At 58.5% G+C, this 18419-nt stretch carries 22 protein-coding genes and 1 pseudogene; 7 read left to right on the top strand and 16 right to left on the bottom strand.

Annotation, left to right across the window (positions count from 1 at the left end):
- Positions 1-85 precede the first annotated feature (85 nt).
- On the top strand, positions 86-496 hold the full coding sequence (gene cueR, locus R0140_RS20900) for a Cu(I)-responsive transcriptional regulator (RefSeq protein WP_002892208.1): 411 nt from the start codon (positions 86-88) through the stop codon (positions 494-496).
- On the opposite strand, the gene R0140_RS20895 is transcribed toward cueR, so the two are convergent.
- Positions 493-951 (bottom strand): NfeD family protein, encoded by a 459-nt coding sequence (locus R0140_RS20895; protein ID WP_032734897.1) that lies wholly within the window; start codon positions 949-951, stop codon positions 493-495. The two genes, cueR and R0140_RS20895, sit on opposite strands and share 4 nt — an antisense overlap.
- Positions 948-1865 carry an SPFH domain-containing protein gene (locus tag R0140_RS20890; protein WP_002892258.1) on the bottom strand — a complete coding sequence of 306 codons (918 nt, stop codon included), beginning with the start codon at positions 1863-1865 and terminating at the stop codon, positions 948-950. Before R0140_RS20890 ends, R0140_RS20895 begins: the two co-directional genes overlap by 4 nt.
- A gap of 140 nt (positions 1866-2005) precedes the next feature.
- On the opposite strand from R0140_RS20890, the gene fetA reads away from it, so the two are divergent.
- Complete coding sequence (gene fetA, locus R0140_RS20885) at positions 2006-2683, top strand: iron efflux ABC transporter ATP-binding subunit FetA (protein WP_022065246.1); 678 nt, start codon at positions 2006-2008, stop codon at positions 2681-2683.
- Positions 2670-3452 carry an iron efflux ABC transporter permease subunit FetB gene (gene fetB / locus R0140_RS20880; RefSeq protein WP_008805460.1) on the top strand — a complete coding sequence of 261 codons (783 nt, stop codon included), beginning with the start codon at positions 2670-2672 and terminating at the stop codon, positions 3450-3452. The genes fetA and fetB overlap by 14 nt, the downstream gene beginning before the upstream one ends.
- A gap of 96 nt (positions 3453-3548) precedes the next feature.
- On the opposite strand, the gene R0140_RS20875 is transcribed toward fetB, so the two are convergent.
- From R0140_RS20875 to tesA, 3 genes are read right to left on the bottom strand one after another with little or no spacing between them, the layout of a single operon-like run.
- Complete coding sequence (locus R0140_RS20875; RefSeq protein ID WP_008805461.1) at positions 3549-4403, bottom strand: co-chaperone YbbN; 855 nt, start codon at positions 4401-4403, stop codon at positions 3549-3551.
- 58 nt (positions 4404-4461) lie between these two features.
- A complete protein-coding gene (locus R0140_RS20870) occupies positions 4462-5271 on the bottom strand; it encodes an SDR family oxidoreductase (protein WP_162494423.1) in 810 nt (269 codons plus the stop codon).
- Positions 5261-5884 (bottom strand): multifunctional acyl-CoA thioesterase I/protease I/lysophospholipase L1, encoded by a 624-nt coding sequence (gene tesA, locus R0140_RS20865; RefSeq protein ID WP_012542655.1) that lies wholly within the window; start codon positions 5882-5884, stop codon positions 5261-5263. The genes R0140_RS20870 and tesA overlap by 11 nt, the downstream gene beginning before the upstream one ends.
- Between tesA and ybbA the strand changes: the two genes are divergently transcribed.
- Positions 5855-6541 (top strand): putative ABC transporter ATP-binding protein YbbA, encoded by a 687-nt coding sequence (gene ybbA, locus R0140_RS20860; protein WP_008805463.1) that lies wholly within the window; start codon positions 5855-5857, stop codon positions 6539-6541. The genes tesA and ybbA overlap by 30 nt on opposite strands.
- Positions 6538-8952 (top strand): putative ABC transporter permease subunit YbbP, encoded by a 2415-nt coding sequence (gene ybbP, locus R0140_RS20855; RefSeq protein WP_022065250.1) that lies wholly within the window; start codon positions 6538-6540, stop codon positions 8950-8952. Before ybbA ends, ybbP begins: the two co-directional genes overlap by 4 nt.
- Here ybbP and R0140_RS20850 read toward each other — a convergent pair.
- Positions 8914-9042, bottom strand: a complete 129-nt coding sequence (locus R0140_RS20850; RefSeq protein WP_046620513.1) for a hypothetical protein — start codon at positions 9040-9042, stop codon at positions 8914-8916. The two genes, ybbP and R0140_RS20850, sit on opposite strands and share 39 nt — an antisense overlap.
- 91 nt (positions 9043-9133) lie before the next feature.
- Here R0140_RS20850 and R0140_RS20845 point away from each other — a divergent pair, with 91 nt between their 5' ends.
- Positions 9134-10279: a porin gene (locus R0140_RS20845; protein ID WP_016160408.1), complete on the top strand. Its 1146-nt coding sequence runs from the start codon at positions 9134-9136 to the stop codon at positions 10277-10279.
- 107 nt (positions 10280-10386) lie between these two features.
- Here the strand turns inward: R0140_RS20845 and mnmH are convergent, their stop codons facing one another.
- The 6 genes from mnmH to ppiB form a co-directional block, all read right to left on the bottom strand.
- The gene (gene mnmH, locus R0140_RS20840) at positions 10387-11463 is read right to left on the bottom strand and encodes a tRNA 2-selenouridine(34) synthase MnmH (protein WP_032753781.1); all 1077 of its coding nucleotides are present in this window, start codon (positions 11461-11463) and stop codon (positions 10387-10389) included.
- A gap of 111 nt (positions 11464-11574) precedes the next feature.
- Positions 11575-12642 carry a 5-(carboxyamino)imidazole ribonucleotide synthase gene (gene purK, locus R0140_RS20835; protein WP_008805468.1) on the bottom strand — a complete coding sequence of 356 codons (1068 nt, stop codon included), beginning with the start codon at positions 12640-12642 and terminating at the stop codon, positions 11575-11577.
- Positions 12639-13148, bottom strand: coding sequence for a 5-(carboxyamino)imidazole ribonucleotide mutase (purE, locus tag R0140_RS20830; RefSeq protein WP_004151322.1), 510 nt, complete (start codon positions 13146-13148; stop codon positions 12639-12641). The genes purK and purE overlap by 4 nt, the downstream gene beginning before the upstream one ends.
- A gap of 96 nt (positions 13149-13244) precedes the next feature.
- A complete protein-coding gene (locus R0140_RS20825; RefSeq protein ID WP_032753783.1) occupies positions 13245-13583 on the bottom strand; it encodes a hypothetical protein in 339 nt (112 codons plus the stop codon).
- A 107-nt stretch (positions 13584-13690) separates the two neighbouring features.
- The gene (lpxH, locus tag R0140_RS20820) at positions 13691-14413 is read right to left on the bottom strand and encodes a UDP-2,3-diacylglucosamine diphosphatase (RefSeq protein ID WP_032729472.1); all 723 of its coding nucleotides are present in this window, start codon (positions 14411-14413) and stop codon (positions 13691-13693) included.
- A gap of 3 nt (positions 14414-14416) precedes the next feature.
- On the bottom strand, positions 14417-14911 hold the full coding sequence (gene ppiB / locus R0140_RS20815; protein ID WP_008805471.1) for a peptidylprolyl isomerase B: 495 nt from the start codon (positions 14909-14911) through the stop codon (positions 14417-14419).
- A 175-nt stretch (positions 14912-15086) separates the two neighbouring features.
- On the opposite strand from ppiB, the gene cysS reads away from it, so the two are divergent.
- Positions 15087-16472, top strand: a complete 1386-nt coding sequence (gene cysS / locus R0140_RS20810) for a cysteine--tRNA ligase (RefSeq protein ID WP_023297148.1) — start codon at positions 15087-15089, stop codon at positions 16470-16472.
- Positions 16473-16517: 45 nt separating this feature from the next.
- Here cysS and R0140_RS20805 read toward each other — a convergent pair whose 3' ends face one another.
- From R0140_RS20805 to ybcJ, 4 genes and pseudogenes are all read right to left on the bottom strand, one after another.
- Positions 16518-17348 carry a DUF2145 domain-containing protein gene (locus R0140_RS20805; protein WP_244346034.1) on the bottom strand — a complete coding sequence of 277 codons (831 nt, stop codon included), beginning with the start codon at positions 17346-17348 and terminating at the stop codon, positions 16518-16520.
- Positions 17345-17776 (bottom strand): STM0539 family protein, encoded by a 432-nt coding sequence (locus tag R0140_RS20800; RefSeq protein ID WP_048267530.1) that lies wholly within the window; start codon positions 17774-17776, stop codon positions 17345-17347. The genes R0140_RS20805 and R0140_RS20800 overlap by 4 nt, the downstream gene beginning before the upstream one ends.
- Positions 17777-17809: 33 nt before the next feature.
- Positions 17810-18088 (bottom strand): annotated as a pseudogene (locus R0140_RS20795) (metal-dependent hydrolase); the annotation flags it as partial.
- Positions 18089-18206: 118 nt separating this feature from the next.
- A complete protein-coding gene (gene ybcJ, locus R0140_RS20790) occupies positions 18207-18419 on the bottom strand; it encodes a ribosome-associated protein YbcJ (protein ID WP_048267531.1) in 213 nt (70 codons plus the stop codon).

Genomic DNA, 18419 nt, shown 5'->3' with positions numbered 1-18419 from the left:
CCGGTCAACGATTGACCAGACCCACTCTTTCATCGAGTATTAAGAAGGTTAAACCTTCCAGCAAGGGGAAGGTCAAGGAGAAAAAATGAATATCAGCGATGTGGCGAAAAAAACCGGTTTAACCAGCAAAGCGATTCGTTTTTACGAAGAGAAGGGGCTGGTGACGCCGCCGTTGCGGAGCGAAAACGGCTACCGCACTTACAGTCAGCAGCATCTCGATGAGCTGACGCTGCTGCGCCAGGCGCGGCAGGTGGGGTTTAACCTGGAAGAGTGCCGCGAGCTGGTGGCCTTGTTCAACGACCCGTCGCGGCACAGCGCCGATGTGAAAAAACGCACGCTGGAGAAAGTGGCGGATATCGAGAACCATATCCGCGAGCTGCAAAATATGCGCGCGCACCTGCTGGCGCTGGCCGAATCCTGCCCCGGCGACGACAGCGCGGAGTGCCCGATTATCGATAATCTTTCCGGCTGCTGCCATCGCAAGGCGCAGGCTTAACGGACGACGGGTCTGATTCGTAGCGTAATTCCTTCTACGGCAATTACTTCAACCTTGCTGCCCGCCGCGAGGTCTTCATCGGCAATCACCGGCCAGGAGCTGTCGCCCACGCGTACATGGCCACGGCCGTTTACCAGCGGGGCATCCAGCGTCAGGCGGCGGCCCACCAGTTGCTGCCCGCGTTGGTTGAGCTGAGCATCGGCCGGACGCTGCGTTTTGACCCGCTTGCGCAGCCATTTCGACCACAGCCACGCCGCCAGCAGGGTGAGAACGGCAAACAGCGTCCCTTGCCATTCCCAGTTCAGCGGCAGGAGCCAGGTCAGGGCGCCGGTCACCACGCCAGCGACGCCGCTCCACAGCAGATAGCCGCTGCCGCCAAGCATCTCGGCCGCCAGCAGCAGCCCGCCCAGGCTTAACCAGAACAGATGCGGATGGGCGAAGATCATGTCGATCATGATTTTTTCCGATCGCCAGCGCCTTCTTTGATCAGCTCGCTGATCCCGGCAATCGATCCCATCAGGCTACTGGCATCCAGCGGCATCAGCACCACTTTGCTGTTGTTAGCGGCGCCAATCTGCTGCAGCGCATCGGTGTACTTCTGCGCCACGAAGTAGTTGATCGCCTGAATATCGCCCGAGGCGATTGCCGAGGAGACCATCTGAGTGGCGCGGGCTTCCGCTTCGGCGGAACGTTCGCGAGCTTCGGCCTGCAGGAAAGCGGACTGCCGTTCCCCCTCGGCTTTGAGGATCTGCGACTGCTTTTCCCCTTCCGCTTTCAGAATTTCCGCCTGTCGCACCCCTTCGGCCTCAAGGATATAGGCGCGTTTGGTACGTTCGGCTTTCATCTGGGCGTTCATTGAGGCAATAAGCTCCGCCGGCGGGCGAACGTCGCGAATTTCGACGCGGGTGATTTTTACTCCCCACGGATTAGTGGCGTCGTCAACGATATGCAGCAGACGGGTGTTAATGCTGTCGCGTTGGGAGAGCATTTCGTCCAGCTCCATCGAGCCGAGCACGGTACGGATATTGGTCATCGTCAGGTTGACGATCGCCTGCTCAAGATTGCTGACCTCGTAGGCGGCCTTTGGCGCGTCAATCACCTGAATAAAGCAGACAGCGTCGATGGTGACGTTGGCGTTATCCCGGGAGATAACCTCCTGCGAGGGGATGTCGAGCACCTGCTCCATCATGTTCACTTTGCGGCCGATTCGGTCCATAAACGGCACGACTAAGCTTAATCCCGGCTGCAGCGTCTGGGTAAAGCGCCCAAAACGTTCTACCGTCCACTGATAGCCTTGCGGGACAATTTTCACCGCCGCGGCCACAATGACCAGCGCGACGAAAATAAGGATAGGAATAAAAATCAGCATCAAAAACCTCCTGTCTTGTTGCCTGGTGGGGCGCTACAAGGAAATAGCGCATGTTTAAACTGAGTATATCTTTCTCCTCATCCTGGAGAAAGGAAAGTGGGGTAAACTAGCGGTGTTTCAGAAAATAATCAGGAAGACTCATGAAGGAAAATAACGCGCTTTTGCGTCTCGAGGGTGTGGGGTTTAAGACCGACGACGCAGTTATTTTACACAATATCACTCTTCAGCTCAGACCCGGAGAATTTAAGCTGATTACCGGGCCTTCCGGCTGCGGGAAAAGCACCTTGCTGAAGATTATCGCCTCGCTGCTCAGCCCAACCTCCGGACGCCTGTTTTTTGACGATGTGGATATCGCGACGCTGTCGCCGGAAACCTATCGTCAGCAGGTGTCTTACTGCGCGCAGACGCCGGCGCTGTTCGGTGATTCAGTCTACGATAACCTGGTTTTTCCGTGGCAGATCCGCAACAAACAACCCGATCCGCAGGCGCTGGTGGCTGACCTGCAGCGCTTTGGCCTTGGCGAAAATATGCTGGAAAAGTCTATTAACGAACTGTCCGGCGGGGAAAAGCAGCGCGTATCGCTGATCCGCAATTTACAATTTCTACCGCGCGTGCTGCTGCTGGACGAAATTACCAGCGCGCTGGATGAAAGTAATAAACAGAATGTGAATGACATTATTCATGGCTACGCGACGGAAAAACAGGTCGCTGTTCTGTGGGTCACCCACGATCGCAACGAAATTTCGCATGCCGATGAAGTGATTACGCTGCAACCTGCCGGCGGAAACATGCAGGAGGTACAGCATGAACGGGCATAACATTACGAACGAATCGCTGGCGCTGTCGATGGTGCTGGTGCTGATCGCTATTCTGGTCAGCTATCGGGAAAAACTGGCACTGGAAAAAGATATTATCTGGAGTATTTGCCGGGCGATCGTGCAGCTGATTATCGTCGGCTATGTGCTGAAATATATCTTTAACGTCAATCATGCGGTTCTGACGCTGTTGATGGTGCTGTTTATCTGCTTTAACGCGGCGTGGAATGCGAAGAAGCGCAGTAAATATATCGATAAAGCTTTTGTCTCGTCGTTTATCGCCATCACCACCGGCGCCGGACTAACGTTGGCGGTACTGGTCTTTTCGGGGTCGATCGCCTTCGTGCCGATGCAGGTGATCCCGATTGCCGGGATGGTGGCCGGGAACGCCATGGTGGCGGTGGGGCTGTGCTACAACAATATGGGCCAGCGCTTCAGCAGCGAGCAGCAGCAGATTCAGGAGAAGCTGAGCCTCGGCGCGACGCCGAAGATGGCTGCGGCGCGGCTGATTCGCGAGAGCATTCGCGCGTCATTGATTCCCACCGTCGATTCAGCGAAAACGGTCGGGCTGGTGAGCTTGCCTGGGATGATGTCGGGGCTAATTTTTGCCGGTATTGACCCGGTGAAGGCGATTAAGTACCAGATCATGGTGACCTTTATGCTGCTGTCGACCGCCAGCCTGTCGACGATTATCGCCGGCTATCTGACCTACCGGAAGTTCTTCAATGCCCGTCATCAGCTGGTGGTAACGCAGCTGAAAAAGCACCCATGAACGATCCCGGGTTGCGGCGTTCACGCCTTACCCGGGCTACCACGGCGTAATCTGTAGCCCGGATAAGCGTAGCGCTATCCGGGTCAGCGCCTCTGATTAGTACAGCAGCGAATACAGCTGGCGGCGGTATTTGGCGGCCAGCGCATCGCCGGTACCGAGGGCGGCGAGGATCTCCTGCAGCATCTTGCGCGCCTGGCCATCGCCGGCGCCTAAATCCTTCTGCAGATGGCTGAACAGCAGCGCCAGCGCTTCTTCATTACGCCCGACCTGATGCAGCTGCAGCGCCAGCTGGGAGGCCAGCTGCGCATCGTCCGGATTCTGTTCCACCTGCTGCTGCAGTTGCTGGATTTCCGGGGTGTCGGCGGCCTGTTTGAGCAGCTCAATCTGCGCCACCAGACCCTGATAGTGGGTGTCCTGATCCTGCAGCGGGATGGTTTTCAGCACGCTTTCCGCTTCATCGGAACGGTGCAGGGCAATCAGCGTTTCCGCCAGCAGCAGACCAATCTGGCTGTCCTGATTCGACAGCTGCCAGGCTTCCTTCAGCAGCGGTAATGCCTCGGCGTATTTTTCTTCCTGCATCAGGGCCAGCGCCTGCTGGGCTTTCAGCTCCTCTTCACGCGGCAGGACTTTATCCAGCAGGGCGCGAATCGCTTCCTCCGGCTGCGGGCCTTCAAAACCGTCCACCGGCTGGCCGTTCTGGAACAGATAAACTGTAGGGATGGCGCGCAGACCAAACTGTGAAGCGAGCATTTGCTCGGCGTCGCAATCAACCTTCGCCAGCGTGAACTGGCCGTTATACTGGGCGGCCAGGCGCTCGAGGACTGGGGTCAGTTGTTCGCAGTGCTGGCTGCGGGCAGACCAGAAATAAAACAGCACCGGGACGTTCATGGACTGCTGTAGCGTCTGCTGCAGGTTCGCTTCGCTAATATTGACAATATTCTGTTCGGACATGGGCATTTCTCGTTAGTCGATTTCTGTTTTACATGGGGGCGGCATGCCGCGCTTCAACTCAGCCGTGGATAATTTTGTCCATCGCGCGGGCGGGCAGCAGGCGTTTGAGCAGCGCCACCGCATGGGTGACCAGGGTGACCGGATAGCGCAGCTTTGGCTTATCGCTGGTAAAAGCGTGGCGCACTTTTTCCACCACCGCCTCCGGTCCGAGGGTAAAGCGGGCGGCAATGCCCGGATTTTCTACGGGTTTATCGCTTTGCGTCTGGTTGACGTTATCGGTAAAGCGGGTGCGGATCGGGCCCGGTTCAATCAGGCTGACCTGAATACCACTGTGGCGCAGTTCCATGCGTAGCGCATCGGACCACGCCTCGAGGGCGTATTTACTGGCGGCATAGGCCCCGCGACCGGGACTGGCAATAAGCCCCATCACCGAGGAGGTCATCACGATGCGCCCTTCGCCGTGCAGCGTCATCGCCGGCAGCAGCAGCATGGTCAACTGATGCGCGCCGAAAAAGTTGGCGGAAAACTGCTGTTCCATCTGCTGGCGGCTGATGGTGTTCAGCGGGCCATAGACGCCATAACCGGCGTTATTGAACAGGCCATAGAGACGATTATCGGTCAGCGCAATCACCTCCGCCGCCGCGCGCTCCACGCTCTGTGGGTCATCCAGATCGAGCAAAATACCGGTTAGCCCCAGCTCCTGCATCCGCGCGACGTCCTCCGCTTTGCGGCAGGCCGCCAGCACGCGAAAGCCCTGGCGGGTTAAATCCAGCGCGCTTTCCAGACCAATTCCGCTGGAACAGCCTGTCACTAAAACCGTTTTTTGCATAACTTTACCTGTCAGCGACCCCTGGCGTTCAGGAGTCATGATTAACTAAGGGAGCCAGCCGGTTCGCCATCCAGTCGGCGATAAACGGCTGCGCGTCGCGATTTGGGTGAATGCCGTCGTCCTGCATCCATTGCGGTTTGAGATAGACCTCCTCCATAAAAAAAGGCAGGAGAGGAATATCGAACTCTTTGGCCAGGGCCGGGTAAATCGCGCCGAAGGCTTCATTATAGCGGCGGCCATAGTTCGCCGGCAGGTGAATTTGCATCAGCAGCGGCTCGGCGTTGGCCGCTTTGATATCTTTAATAATGGTGCGCAGTGTTTGCTCGGTCTGCTGTGGCGGAAAACCGCGCAGCCCGTCATTGCCGCCGAGCTCAACCAGCACCCAGCGCGGCTGATGCTGCTTAAGCAGCGCTGGCAGGCGGGCCAGCCCCTGCTGCGAGGTATCGCCGCTGATGCTGGCGTTCACCACCGGTGTTTTCGCCTGCCACTTCTCATTGAGCAGCGCAGGCCAGGCGGCGTTGGCCGCCATTCGATAGCCAGCGCTCAGGCTGTCGCCGAGGATCAGCAGCGTGTCCGCCGCCATTGCGCGGCAGGTAAACAGGAACAAAAACAGGAAAGGCACATGCCAGCGGAAAACATACTTGAAGTTCATCATCTTAAGAAGTCCGTCGGTCAGGGAGAGCATCAGCTCTCCATCCTTACCGGAGTTGAGCTGGTTGTCAAACCGCGGCAGACCATCGCCCTGATCGGCGAGTCAGGTTCCGGTAAATCGACCCTGCTGGCGATCCTCGCTGGCCTGGACGATGGCAGCAGCGGGGAAGTCTCGATGCTGGGCAAACCGCTGCATCGGATGGATGAGGAGGCGCGGGCGGCGCTGCGGGCGCAGCACGTTGGCTTTGTTTTTCAGTCGTTTATGCTGATCCCGACGCTCAACGCCCTGGAGAACGTCGAGCTGCCGGCGCTGCTGCGCGGCGCCAGCGACAGTGAGAGCCAGGGCGATGCCCGCGCGCTGCTTGAGCAGTTGGGGCTTGGCAAACGCCTGCACCACCTGCCGGCGCAGCTCTCCGGCGGCGAACAGCAGCGGGTGGCGCTGGCCCGGGCCTTCAACGGGCGCCCGGCCCTCCTGTTCGCCGATGAGCCCACCGGCAACCTCGATCGCCAGACCGGGGACAAAATTGCCGATCTGCTGTTCTCGCTTAATCGCGAACACGGCACCACCCTGATCCTCGTCACTCACGATCCGCTGCTGGCGGCGCGCTGCGACCGCCGTCTGCGCCTGGTGGATGGCCAACTGCGGGAGGAAGCATGATCGCCCGCTGGTTCTGGCGCGAATGGCGCTCGCCGTCGCTGCTGATCGTCTGGCTGGCGTTAAGCCTCGCCGTGGCCTGCGTGCTGGCCCTGGGGTCGATAAGCGATCGGATGGAGAAAGGCCTTAGCCAGCAAAGCCGTGAGTTTATGGCCGGCGACCGTACGCTGCGCAGTTCGCGCGAGGTACCCGCCGAGTGGATCGCGCAAGCGCGGAAGTCAGGGCTGACCGTCGGCGAGCAGCTGAGCTTCGCCACCATGACGTTCGCCGGTGATACGCCGCAGCTGGCGGACGTTAAGGCGGTGGACGACCGCTATCCGCTGTATGGCACCCTCGAGACGCAGCCGCCGGGGCTGAAGCCGCAGGCGGGGAGCGTGCTGCTGGCGCCAAGGCTGATGGCGCTCCTGAACCTGAAAACCGGCGATACGATTGACGTTGGCGATGCCACGCTGCGCATTGCCGGGGAAGTGATTCAGGAGCCGGATGCAGGGTTTAACCCCTTCCAGATGGCGCCGCGACTGATGATGAATATGGCTGACGTGGCAAAAACCGGGGCCGTGCAGCCCGGCAGTCGCGTCGCATGGCGCTATAAGTTCGCCGGTAACGCGCAACAGCTGGCGGATTATGAACAATGGCTGCTGCCGAAGCTCGGCGCGGAACATCGCTGGACTGGCCTTGAACAGGACGACAGCGCGCTGGGCAAATCCCTTGAGCGCTCGCAGCAATTCCTGCTGTTATCCGCGCTGTTGACGCTGCTGCTGGCCGTTGCCGCGATCGCCGTGGCGATGAGCCACTACTGCCGCAGTCGCTACGATCTGGTCGCAATTTTGAAGACGCTGGGCGCCGGGCGGGCGCAGCTGCGCAAGCTCATCGTCGGCCAGTGGCTGCTGCTGCTGACGCTGTCGGTAATAAGCGGCGGGGTCGTGGGCCTGGCGCTGGAGCGCCTGCTGCTGTTGATGCTCAAACCGGTGCTACCCGCCGCGCTACCCGCTGCCAGCGGTTGGCCGTGGCTGTGGGCTATCGGGGCGACAGGCGTCATTTCCCTGCTGGTGGGCCTGCGGCCGTATCGACTGCTGCTGGCGACCCTGCCGCTGCGAGTGCTGCGTCAGGATGTGGTGGCTAACGTCTGGCCGCTGAAACACTATATTCCTGTGGTCTGCGCGGTGGTGGTCGGCGGGCTGGCCTGGCTGATGGGCGGCAGCCCGCTGCTGTGGTCGGTGCTGGCCGGGGCGGTGGTGCTGGCGCTGCTGTGCGGCCTGGTGGGCTGGGGATTGCTGTGGCTGCTCAAACGCCTGACGCTCAAAGCCTTGCCGCTGCGTCTGGCGGTGAACCGCCTGCTGCGCCAGCCGTGGTCGACCCTCAGCCAGCTGGCGGCGTTTTCCCTGTCGTTTATGCTACTGGCGCTGCTGTTGGTGCTGCGCGGCGATCTGCTTGACCGCTGGCAGCAGCAGTTGCCCCCGGAAAGCCCGAACTACTTTCTGATCAATATCGCCCCTGAGCAGATAATGCCGGTGAAGACTTTCCTCGCCGAACACCAGACCCGGGCGGCGGAATTTTATCCGATCGTCCGGGCTCGTCTGACGCAGATCAACGGTCACTCCACGGACGGGAACAAAGACGAAGCGCTGAATCGCGAGCTTAATCTCACCTGGAGCGAACAGCGTCCGGATCATAATCCGCTGGTGGCCGGTAGCTGGCCGCCGAAGCCGGGCGAGGTATCGATTGAAGAGGGACTGGCGCAGCGGCTGGGGGTGAAGATCGGCGATACGGTGACCTTTACCGGCGATACTCAGGACTTCAGCGCGAAGGTCAGCAGCGTGCGCAAAGTTGACTGGGAGAGCCTGCGGCCCAACTTCTTCTTTATTTTCCCCTCCGGGGCGCTGGACGGGCAGCCGCAGAGCTGGCTCACCAGCTTCCGCTGGGATAACGGTCCCGCGATGTTGACCCAGTTGAACCGCGAGTTTCCCACCGTTAGCCTGTTGGATATCGGCGCCATCCTGCGTCAGGTCGGCCAGGTGCTCTCCCAGGTCAGCCGGGCGCTGGAGGTGATGGTGGGCCTGGTCACGGCCTGCGGCGTGCTGCTGTTGCTGGCGCAGGTCCAGGTCGGTATGCGCCAGCGGCATCAGGAGCTGGTGGTCTGGCGCACGCTGGGGGCCGGGAAATCGCTGCTGCGCGCCACGCTGTGGGCGGAGTTTGCCCTGCTGGGGCTGGTTTCCGGACTGGTGGCGGCGATAGGCGCGGAAGTGGCGCTGGCGATGCTGCAGACGAAAGTGTTTGATTTCCCCTGGACGCCGGACTGGCGCTTGTGGGTGATGCTGCCGCTGACGGGAGCGGTGTTGTTATCTCTGTGCGGCGGCGGGCTGGGGCTGCGTTTGTTAAAGGGGAAAGCGTTGTTCCGTCAGTTTAGCCAGTAAGATTATTGCATTTTGATGATGCGCCGCCGTTTTTGGCGGCGCTTTTATTTTAAGCGCACAAATTGATAACTCGTTGATTTTTAAGCGCACAAAACATTAAAAAACCGACAACACGCTGTATTGATTCGCGGTTAATATTCAGCTGGTAAATATAAGGTTGCTTATTAATCAAGGAAAAACTATGGCACATAAAATAAAAGCGCTGGCGGTCTCGATCGGCGCAACACTGGTGTTCGCTTCATTTGCTTCCCACGCGGAGATCACGCTGCTGAAACAAGATCCGCAGGCGGGCGATCCGTTAAGCCGGCTTAACTTTACCGTCGGCGGGAGTATTCGTCCGCAGTTCAACATGATGAGCGGCGATGGTGATAAAGGATCCTATAAGCGTAACGGTTTCGACGGTGGCACCCGTTTCCGCTTCGCGGCGGATTACTACCTGTTCGATGATATTAGCTGGATCAGCTACTACGAACTGGGGGTGAACATTCCGGCACTGTTTGACTGGGATAACCACTACGCGGAAGGCGCAAACAATACCACCCGCCGCATGCTGTATACCGGCCTGAAAAGCGATACCTGGGGTACGTTAACCTACGGGCAGCAGAACAGCATTTACTATGATGTGGTGGGGGTGAAAACCGATATCTGGGACTACGACATGATCGGCCAGGCCCCGGGAAACGGTATTAACGGCGATTACGATGGCTCCTATCGTTCACGTAATATGCTGAAATATAAGAAAACCGTGGGTGATGTCGATCTTTACGGCTCTTATCTGTTCGAAGATAGTGAGTATCTGCCGGGCAACGGCCTGCGCTACAAGCGTAAAGGCGGCGGTTCTGTTGGTGCGGACTACCACATCATGAAGGACCTGACCTGGGGTACCGCGTGGAACTATACCCGCGCCGAAATGCGCGACCCGTCAAGCGCCGACAGCAAAACCTATGACCAGAACATCGTCGGTACCGCGCTGAGCTGGACCCCGGATAACTGGACCTTCTCCTTCGGCGGCGGCTGGTATCAGAACTTCCTCACCACCAAAAAAACCGATGTGCATAACTACTTCGCCGGCGACGCCTGGGGGATTGAATATTTTGCGGGCTATAAATTCCCGATCAATCAATACGCTGTTAAATCTATTCAGCCGTACTTTATGGGCGACCGCCTGCAGTACGTGAATGGCCGCAACTACCAGCGTATCGATAACGGTCTGGGGATCAGCTTCCAGCTGGATTACGGTTTCCGCGTTGACTACGAACACGTGTTTACCTCCAGCACCGACAACCTGGGGGATATGAACCTGGTGCGTCTGCGTTACGACTTCTAAGCGGTCACAACTCCCCGGTCGCGCTGCGCTACCGGGGCTATAAATTGCGCCGACCAGTAGCCCGGCTAAGGCGTTTACGCCGCAAGCCGGGACAATAGCGCATGCGATTACTTCGCCAGCCAGGCGGCGACCTCCTGCCAGCTGCCGCGAAACAGGATCTTCCCGGCTTTTTTCCCCAACTGATAGCGATACATCGGGTCGTAGTATTCTTCCAGCAGCGGCACCAGCCAGGCGAAGTGCGCCTCGGTGCTGGCGGTGCGCTGCTGCTGCACCAGCGCCGCGTCGAGCCGTTCAGTCAGCTGAGCAAAACGCTGCAGCCCCAGGCGACGGCGGATGGCAAACAGACCATGATGGAGGTACTCGCCGTATGCCAGCCAGCCTTTCTCTTCGCCATACGCGGCGATGAAGTCGCGATACATGCGATCGAAGTACTCTTCGCGCAGCCGTTCGAGGCGAACGTCAAATGGATCTTCCACCACCGCCAGCGGCGATTGCGCCATGCGGAGGCGCAGGCACTCCGGCAGATGGTTGGCACCGATCATATGGCCTTCATCTTCCAGCACCCAGCGGGTCTGCTGTTCGGCTTTTTTAAGCAGGCTGACCGCCAGGTGGTTTTCAAAGGTGGCCTGCGGGTGCTGATCCTGCAGGGTTCGACCGAATGAAGAACCGCGGTGATGGGCAAGCCCTTCCAGATCGATACCGTCCGGTCGCGAGCAGACCAGCTGAGTTTTGCCATTGCCGGTGCAGCCGCCAATCAGCACAATCGGGCGCTGTACCAGTTCGTCGGTGGCCTGGATCGCCGCCTGGCGTAGCGCTTTATAGCCGCCGACGATCAGGGGGTACTCCACGCCAGCGTCTTTCAGCCACTGCTGGACGATATGCGATCGCTGGCCGCCGCGGGCGCAGCACAGGTAACCGTACGGGTAACGGGCGCACGCTTCCAGCCACGCCTGGATCCGGCTGGCGCGCAGGTCGCCATCAACCAGCTTATGGCCGAGCGCCAGCGCCGCCTCTGGCCCCTGACGCTTGTAGCAGGTGCCGACCGCGGCGCGTTCTTCATCATTCATCAGCGGCAGGTTGATCGCCGCCGGCATCGCGCTTTGGCTAAACTCCACCGGGGCGCGTACGTCAATCAGTGGCGTATCGCTGGCGAGAATGGCGCGATAATCCGTCCCATTGGTCATGGGGTATCCTCTGAAGTCAAAACAGAAATGGGCTTTACAGCAAGGGGGGGATTGTACGCGCCTCAAGGTGTGCCGGGGAAGGGGATAGATCAAATCCCCGGCACGCAGGGCTTAGCTGAGCTGCGATTGCGCCCAGAACAGGCCGCTGGTGTACTCCGGCGGCAGCAGCGGCTTGATCGCTTCCAGCGTCGCGCTCAGGCGATCGGTATCACTGTCGGTGAGGTTCAGGTGCCCGACTTTGCGACCCGGACGCACCTCTTTATCGTACCAGTGCAGGTGCACCAGCGGCAGCTTCAGCCAGTCGTAGTTGAGATCGGTGCCGATCAGGTTGATCATCACCGACGGGCTGTTGACCACTGGCGGCGGCAGCGGCAGGTCGGTAATCGCTCGCAGATGCAGTTCAAACTGGCTGATGGAGGCGCCATTTTGCGTCCAGTGGCCACTGTTGTGCACGCGCGGCGCCAGCTCGTTGATCAGCAGCCCCTCGGCGGTGACGAAGCATTCCATCGCCATCACGCCGACGTAGTTCAGCTCGTTCATGATCGCCGTCAGCATGCTTTCCGCTTGTTCCTGCTGGCGGGCATTGGCCTGCGGGAAGGCCACGCTGGCGCGCAGAATACCGTCCTGATGCAGGTTGCGGGTCAGCGGGTAGAAGACGGTGCTACCGTCATGAGCGCGGGCGCCCACCAGAGACACTTCGCCGGAGAAGTTAATCCCCTGCTCGACGATGCACTCGCCGTAGTTATCCTCCGGGAGTTGCGCGGTTTCGTCAGCGCGCAGGCGCCACTGGCCGCGGCCGTCGTAGCCGCCGACGCGACGCTTAACGATCGCCAGCTCGCCAAGGCGGGCAAACACCGCCGGCCATTCGCTTTTATCCGCCAGCAGCTGCCACGGGGCAGTGGCCAGGCCAAGCTTGTCGAATAGCTGCTTTTGCGTCAGGCGGTCGGCGATAATCGGGAAGACATCGCGGTTGACGAACGCCGGATGGCGGGCCAGCTCGCGGGTGAGGGCGGTTTCCGGCCAGCGTTCAATTTCTGCCGTGATGACGCTCTGCTGGAACGGCACCGCTTCCGGGTCGGCTTCCAGCCCCACCGGCCAGACGGCGATGCCCAGCGGCTCACCGGCCTGGCGCAGCATGCGGCCTAACTGACCGTTACCGAGCACGCATACCTGTTTCATGCCGCACCCCGCGGATCCGGGTTATCCAGCACTTCATCGGTTTGTGCCTGACGCCAGGCGCTCAGGCGCTGGTGCAGTTCGGCATCATGTTGGGCAAGGATCTGTGCGGCGAGCAGGCCAGCGTTCGCTGCGCCAGCTTTGCCGATAGCCAGCGTACCGACCGGAATGCCGCGCGGCATTTGCACAATGGAGTAGAGGCTGTCGACACCGCTTAAGGCCGCGCTCTGAACCGGCACGCCAAGCACCGGCACCAGGGTTTTCGCCGCAATCATGCCCGGCAGATGCGCCGCGCCGCCTGCCCCTGCAATAATCACCTGATAACCGTGGCTCTCGGCGCTTTCAGCAAAGCTGAACAGCTTATCAGGCGTACGGTGGGCGGAGACCACTTCGACATGGTACGGAACGTTCAGGGCATCAAGGATTTCTGCGGTAAATTGCATGGTAGCCCAGTCGCTTTTGGACCCCATCACGATGGCGATACGCGCCGAATTATTGCGGGAAGACATGCGTCTTAAAACTCCTGTGGGTGTGTTTCACACTGCTTTAGAGGCCACAGAGAATAGCATGAACTGCCAGCAAGGAAAACGGTTGCGTGCGCATGGTTAGCCGTCTTTTGTCTCGTTCAGTGATGACGTCGATCGCGGCTTATTGGCCTTTATCTCATTCATGATGCAGGTGATGAGCAGCACTACCCCCCACGGGAGCATCAGGGTGCCCATCACCAGTAAATAGATTTGTACCAGCCGGCTATCGTGAGGGCGGGTACAGAGCAAATAAATGGCATAGAAATAGATGGTCCACGCCAGCATTGCACACCAGACAAACGTCAGCGTGTTGCCAATAGCGACGCCGACTAAGGCGATATAACTTACCCCTAACGGATTGAGGATCGCGATGATCGTTCCCCACATCAGCGGCTGACTCCACTTTTTTCTGTTCATGCTCGTTCCTTGAGAGTGATGTCGTGGGAGACTAGCATGCAGGACGCGGGGAAGCGCGCACCTTCGCCCAGGCAAAAGACGGTTTCGGAATTGTGCTCGCGCAGGAACTAGAACGGAAAGTGGATGAGTTCGACGTCGTCCGGTGTCACCTTGACCATCGAACCTTCGCTGTGCCAGGCGCCAAGTACCACGCGCCATGCAGGTTGGCCGTTGGCCTGCAGTTCATGGACCGCCGGGCGATGGGTATGGCCGTGGATCAGCCACTGCACATGATGTCTTTCCATGACGTCAACTACCGCCTGTGGATTCACATCCATAATGTCCATTGATTTACTGCTGTTGGCGGCTTTGCTGTCGGCGCGCATGCGGGCGGCGATGCGGCGGCGGATAAACAGCGGCAGGGCCAGGAACAGACGCTGGATCCACGGGGTGTGGACTTTGGCGCGAAACGCCAGATAGCCTGGGTCATCGGTGCACAGCGTGTCGCCATGCATAATCAACACTTCACGGCCATAGAGGTCCAGTCGCTCTTCTTCGGCGAGCAGGAGCATCCCGCTCTGGCGGGCAAAGCGCTGGCCGACGAGAAAATCGCGGTTGCCGTGGATGAAGTAGCACGGCACGCCGGCGTCGACGACGGCTTTGATTGCCGAGGCAATTTGTTGGTGCAGCGGGTTCGGATCGTCATCGCCGATCCACGCCTCAAACAGATCGCCAAGGATATACAGGGCGTCCGCCTGGCGGGCTTCGCCCTGTAAAAAACGCAGAAAACCGGCGGTGATCGCCGGTTCTTCTGTTTGCAGGTGCAAATCTGCAATAAAAAGTGTCGCCACGAATTACTCGCTGACGGTGACGCTTTTGATGATCACATCATCTTTCGGCACATCCTGGTGCATGCCGCTGCGGCCGGTGGCAACCGCTTTGATTTTGTCTACCACGTCCATGCCTTCAACCACTTCGGCGAAAACGCAGTAGCCCCAACCCTGCAGGCTTTCGCCAGAGAAGTTCAGGAAGTCGTTATCGGCCACGTTGATGAAGAACTGGGCGGTGGCAGAGTGCGGCGCCTGAGTACGGGCCATTGCCAGCGTACCACGGGTGTTTTTCAGGCCGTTGTTCGCTTCGTTCTGAATCGGAGATTTGGTCTCTTTTTGTTTCATGCCCGGTTCGAAACCGCCGCCCTGAATCATAAAGCCGTTGATAACACGGTGGAAAATGGTGTTGTCGTAGAAACCTTCGCGGCAGTAGTCCAGGAAGTTTTTAACTGTTTCCGGCGCTTTGTCGTCAAACGTTTTGATTACGATATCGCCATGATTGGTGTGGAAAGTAACCATTTTTGCATCCTGTTCCGATGAGTGTGGTGCCAGCACCCGATGTCGGGTGAGATATAGGGGGGTGTTATAGCATAACCGCGGGGGTCGATGCACCTTGCAATGTGTGCTGCGTCCGGTCTGAATTATGGGTATTATAGAGACTTCATTACCCACACACGTCTACACGGAATCTTCGATGTTAAAAATTTTTAATACACTGACGCGCCAGAAAGAGGAATTTAAACCTATCCATGCCGGGGAAGTCGGCATGTACGTGTGTGGTATTACCGTTTACGATCTCTGTCATATCGGCCATGGCCGTACCTTCGTCTCCTTTGACGTCGTGGCGCGCTATCTGCGTTTTCTTGGCTATAAGCTCAAGTACGTGCGCAATATCACCGATATCGATGACAAAATCATTAAGCGCGCTAATGAAAACGGCGAAAGCTTTGTCGCGCTGGTCGATCGCATGATTGCCGAAATGCACAAAGATTTTGACGCGCTGAATATTCTGCGTCCCGACAGCGAACCGCGCGCAACGCACCATATCGCGGAGATCATTGAGATCACCGAGCAGCTGATCGCTAAAGGCCATGCTTACGTCGCAGATAACGGCGACGTGATGTTTGACGTGCCGACGGACCCGAACTACGGTCTGCTGTCGCGTCAGGATCTCGATCAGCTGCAGGCGGGGGCGCGCGTCGACGTGGTTGACGTCAAGCGGAATCCGATGGACTTCGTCCTGTGGAAGATGTCGAAAGAGGGCGAGCCAAGCTGGCCGTCGCCGTGGGGCGCGGGTCGTCCGGGCTGGCATATCGAGTGCTCGGCGATGAACTGCAAGCAGCTCGGCAACCACTTCGATATTCATGGCGGCGGTTCGGATCTGATGTTCCCGCATCATGAAAACGAAATCGCCCAGTCCACCTGCGCCCATGACGGCGAGTACGTTAACTACTGGATGCACTCCGGCATGGTGATGGTTGACCGCGAGAAGATGTCGAAATCGCTGGGTAACTTCTTTACCGTCCGCGACGTGCTGAAGTATTACGATGCGGAGACGATTCGCTACTTCCTGATGTCCGGCCACTATCGCAGCCAGCTGAACTACAGCGAAGAGAACCTCAAGCAGGCGCGTTCGGCGCTGGAGCGTCTGTACACCGCGCTGCGCGGGACGGACAAATCCGTCGACGCGGCGGGTGGCGAAGCCTTCGAAGCACGCTTTATCGAGGCGATGGACGACGACTTCAACACCCCGGAAGCCTACTCGGTGCTGTTCGATATGGCGCGTGAAGTGAACCGTCTGAAAACCGAGGACGCGGCCGCGGCGAACGCCATGGCGGCCCACCTGCGTAAGCTTGCCTCGGTGCTGGGTCTGCTGGAGCAGGAGCCGGAGGCGTTCCTGCAGAGCGGCGCGCAGGTTGACGACGCGGAAGTGGCGGAGATCGAATCGCTCATCCAGCAGCGTCTGGACGCGCGTAAAGCGAAAGACTGGGCGGCGGCGGATGCGGCGCGCGACCGTCTCAACGAGATGGGCATTGTGCTGGAAGATGGCCCGCAGGGCACCACCTGGCGCCGGAAGTAAGCGCCATTGCTAATGAAAAGGCCACGCTTGCGTGGCCTTTTTGCGTTAGGGACTGACCTCGAGCGACTTAGGCTGAAAAACGCATACGGATTCTGGCAGATTCAGATGCAGGCAGGAGGATATGTTGCGGCTGTAACGGGCAATAAACTGAATGACGCTATCGCCGCTGTTTAAACCTACTTTTCCTTTTGCCAACACGTCGTCCGGCTGATCGTCAGTATAGATATTGCTGGCGATCATCCTGGCACCGAGCCGTTCGACAAGCGTGACATTGACCAGCGAGGGCTGGTAGTGCTGTTGAGTTAGCCAGTTTCTGGCCTGTTGGCGTGACCAGATTTGGCTATCGTTAGCGCGAGCAAAGACTTCCAGCAGCCAGCCGTTAGAGTTTTGATACGGCCCGGAGAAGGGCCAGGCGATCAGGTTATAACGCGGGCTATGGAACAGATTCAGTTTGACGGGACTGTGCAGAAGCGCTTGTAACGCGGCGTTAAGTTCGCCGCGCGGGCGTAAGATCGCTATCTGCTGGTTAACCAAATCGTCGGCGAGAAATTCATATAGCCCCTGCACATACAGCGCTGACCGCGCGGTACCGCAGGTATTCAGATTATGATACACCCTCCAGCTGTTGTCGGCCTGCCGCAGAGCGTAGCCGGCATGCGACCAGGTCAGCCCACGGCTGGACATATCCTGACCCTGGCGCACTAAAATAACCACCGCTTCCGGCTCGCTGTTTAATTGTTGTTTGAGCAATTGCGCTTGATGCATGGTCGCCGCAATGGTTTCCGCCGATGGCGACCCCGAGCCGCAATCAGTGCTGACAGCCATTGCGCTCAATGAAGTTGCGCAAAGGCACAAGGCGAGCGCCAGGCGCTTCATTTCGCAGATAGTGGTTGGTTAGCTGAGAGCGAGGCGTCCTCCTGATTCACCATATGGGCCAGGATCTTATCTTCTTTTTTTAGCAATGCGCCGGTGCCTTCCGGGGCTTTTTCCAGCGTCAGCTTGTCCCCGGTTTTGAGAGCCGCCTCTTCGACCACTTGCAGCGGCAACACCATTTTGACGGTGTTCTGTTTAGGGTCTTTGGTGGTCAGCAGCGCGGTGTTCTGCTTTTTATTTTTGTCGACTGAAGTGGTGATCAACGCGGCGGGAAGCAGGACCGGGGAGAGCAGGATGCCGCTGACTAGCGCCGAACTACCGACGCTGGCAATTCCTGAAGAGAGAGCATAGACGACGGTATGCTCCTCGGCATGAATCGCTGGTGAAACCGCTAGCGAGACGACAGCGGTGAGGAGTATTATTTTACGCATATTATTAATCCCTTAACATTGAATAAGTTGCCGATATAGCCAGAGTAGTAGCGCCAGTCCGCAGTAAAATTTCCTGCAACCCATAACCAGGCACAGCAGTGGAACCACCAGGGCGAATAGTAACGAGTGAGTAAATCCGCGGTGGCCGAAAATGTTGTCATAAACGACGCCGAATTTGAACGCCAGTACGTCGGCGTCCGGCAGCATTGCCAGCGCCACGCCGGCCAGCCGCAGAAGAGGGGCGATGATTATGCGTCCTGGTCCTAAACCCAGGCTGAGTGGAATAGCGGCATGAGTGATGAGCATCGGCATTGGCTGATATTCTTCGAATAAAAGCCCATTATTAGTAAGGGTGTTAAAGAATGCACCCCCGCACTATTCTGATTTTCCTGCGGGAGAAAAGTGGCGCCGGAACCGGCGCCACAGAAGATTAGGCCGTGACGGTGACGCTCTGGCCTTCAAAGCTCACCGTCTGACCGGCGACGATTTTGCAGCGTTTGCGGGTTTCCACCGCGCCGTCAACCTTCACCAGCCCGTCAGCGATAGCGAGCTTCGCCTGGGCGCCGCTTTCGCTCCAGCCTTCCAGCTTCAGCAGATCGCACAGCTCAACGTGCGGGTGTTTACCTAAGGAAAATGTCGCCAT

Source organism: Klebsiella sp. w6 (genome assembly GCF_033100215.1).
GTDB classification, from domain to species: Bacteria; Pseudomonadota; Gammaproteobacteria; order Enterobacterales; family Enterobacteriaceae; genus Klebsiella; species Klebsiella variicola.
This window is presented reverse-complemented; position numbering and strand designations above follow the sequence as displayed.

Excerpts from the sequence above, each read along its gene's own strand:
- fetB (WP_008805460.1), top strand. The coding sequence starts at position 2,670 with ATGAACGGGCATAACATTACGAACGAATCGCTGGCGCTGTCGATGGTG.
- R0140_RS20895 (WP_032734897.1), bottom strand. The coding sequence starts at position 951 with ATGATCGACATGATCTTCGCCCATCCGCATCTGTTCTGGTTAAGCCTG.
- ybcJ (WP_048267531.1), bottom strand. The coding sequence starts at position 18,419 with ATGGCGACATTTTCCTTAGGTAAACACCCGCACGTTGAGCTGTGCGAT.
- purE (WP_004151322.1), bottom strand. The coding sequence starts at position 13,148 with ATGTCTTCCCGCAATAATTCGGCGCGTATCGCCATCGTGATGGGGTCC.
- R0140_RS20825 (WP_032753783.1), bottom strand. The coding sequence starts at position 13,583 with ATGAACAGAAAAAAGTGGAGTCAGCCGCTGATGTGGGGAACGATCATC.
- R0140_RS20805 (WP_244346034.1), bottom strand. The coding sequence starts at position 17,348 with ATGAAGCGCCTGGCGCTCGCCTTGTGCCTTTGCGCAACTTCATTGAGC.
- R0140_RS20845 (WP_016160408.1), top strand. The coding sequence starts at position 9,134 with ATGGCACATAAAATAAAAGCGCTGGCGGTCTCGATCGGCGCAACACTG.
- cysS (WP_023297148.1), top strand. The coding sequence starts at position 15,087 with ATGTTAAAAATTTTTAATACACTGACGCGCCAGAAAGAGGAATTTAAA.
- cueR (WP_002892208.1), top strand. The coding sequence starts at position 86 with ATGAATATCAGCGATGTGGCGAAAAAAACCGGTTTAACCAGCAAAGCG.
- R0140_RS20875 (WP_008805461.1), bottom strand. The coding sequence starts at position 4,403 with ATGTCCGAACAGAATATTGTCAATATTAGCGAAGCGAACCTGCAGCAG.
- R0140_RS20890 (WP_002892258.1), bottom strand. The coding sequence starts at position 1,865 with ATGCTGATTTTTATTCCTATCCTTATTTTCGTCGCGCTGGTCATTGTG.
- ybbA (WP_008805463.1), top strand. The coding sequence starts at position 5,855 with ATGCCAGCGGAAAACATACTTGAAGTTCATCATCTTAAGAAGTCCGTC.
- ybbP (WP_022065250.1), top strand. The coding sequence starts at position 6,538 with ATGATCGCCCGCTGGTTCTGGCGCGAATGGCGCTCGCCGTCGCTGCTG.
- ppiB (WP_008805471.1), bottom strand. The coding sequence starts at position 14,911 with ATGGTTACTTTCCACACCAATCATGGCGATATCGTAATCAAAACGTTT.
- tesA (WP_012542655.1), bottom strand. The coding sequence starts at position 5,884 with ATGAACTTCAAGTATGTTTTCCGCTGGCATGTGCCTTTCCTGTTTTTG.
- purK (WP_008805468.1), bottom strand. The coding sequence starts at position 12,642 with ATGAAACAGGTATGCGTGCTCGGTAACGGTCAGTTAGGCCGCATGCTG.
- fetA (WP_022065246.1), top strand. The coding sequence starts at position 2,006 with ATGAAGGAAAATAACGCGCTTTTGCGTCTCGAGGGTGTGGGGTTTAAG.
- mnmH (WP_032753781.1), bottom strand. The coding sequence starts at position 11,463 with ATGACCAATGGGACGGATTATCGCGCCATTCTCGCCAGCGATACGCCA.
- R0140_RS20800 (WP_048267530.1), bottom strand. The coding sequence starts at position 17,776 with ATGCGTAAAATAATACTCCTCACCGCTGTCGTCTCGCTAGCGGTTTCA.
- R0140_RS20870 (WP_162494423.1), bottom strand. The coding sequence starts at position 5,271 with ATGACTCCTGAACGCCAGGGGTCGCTGACAGGTAAAGTTATGCAAAAA.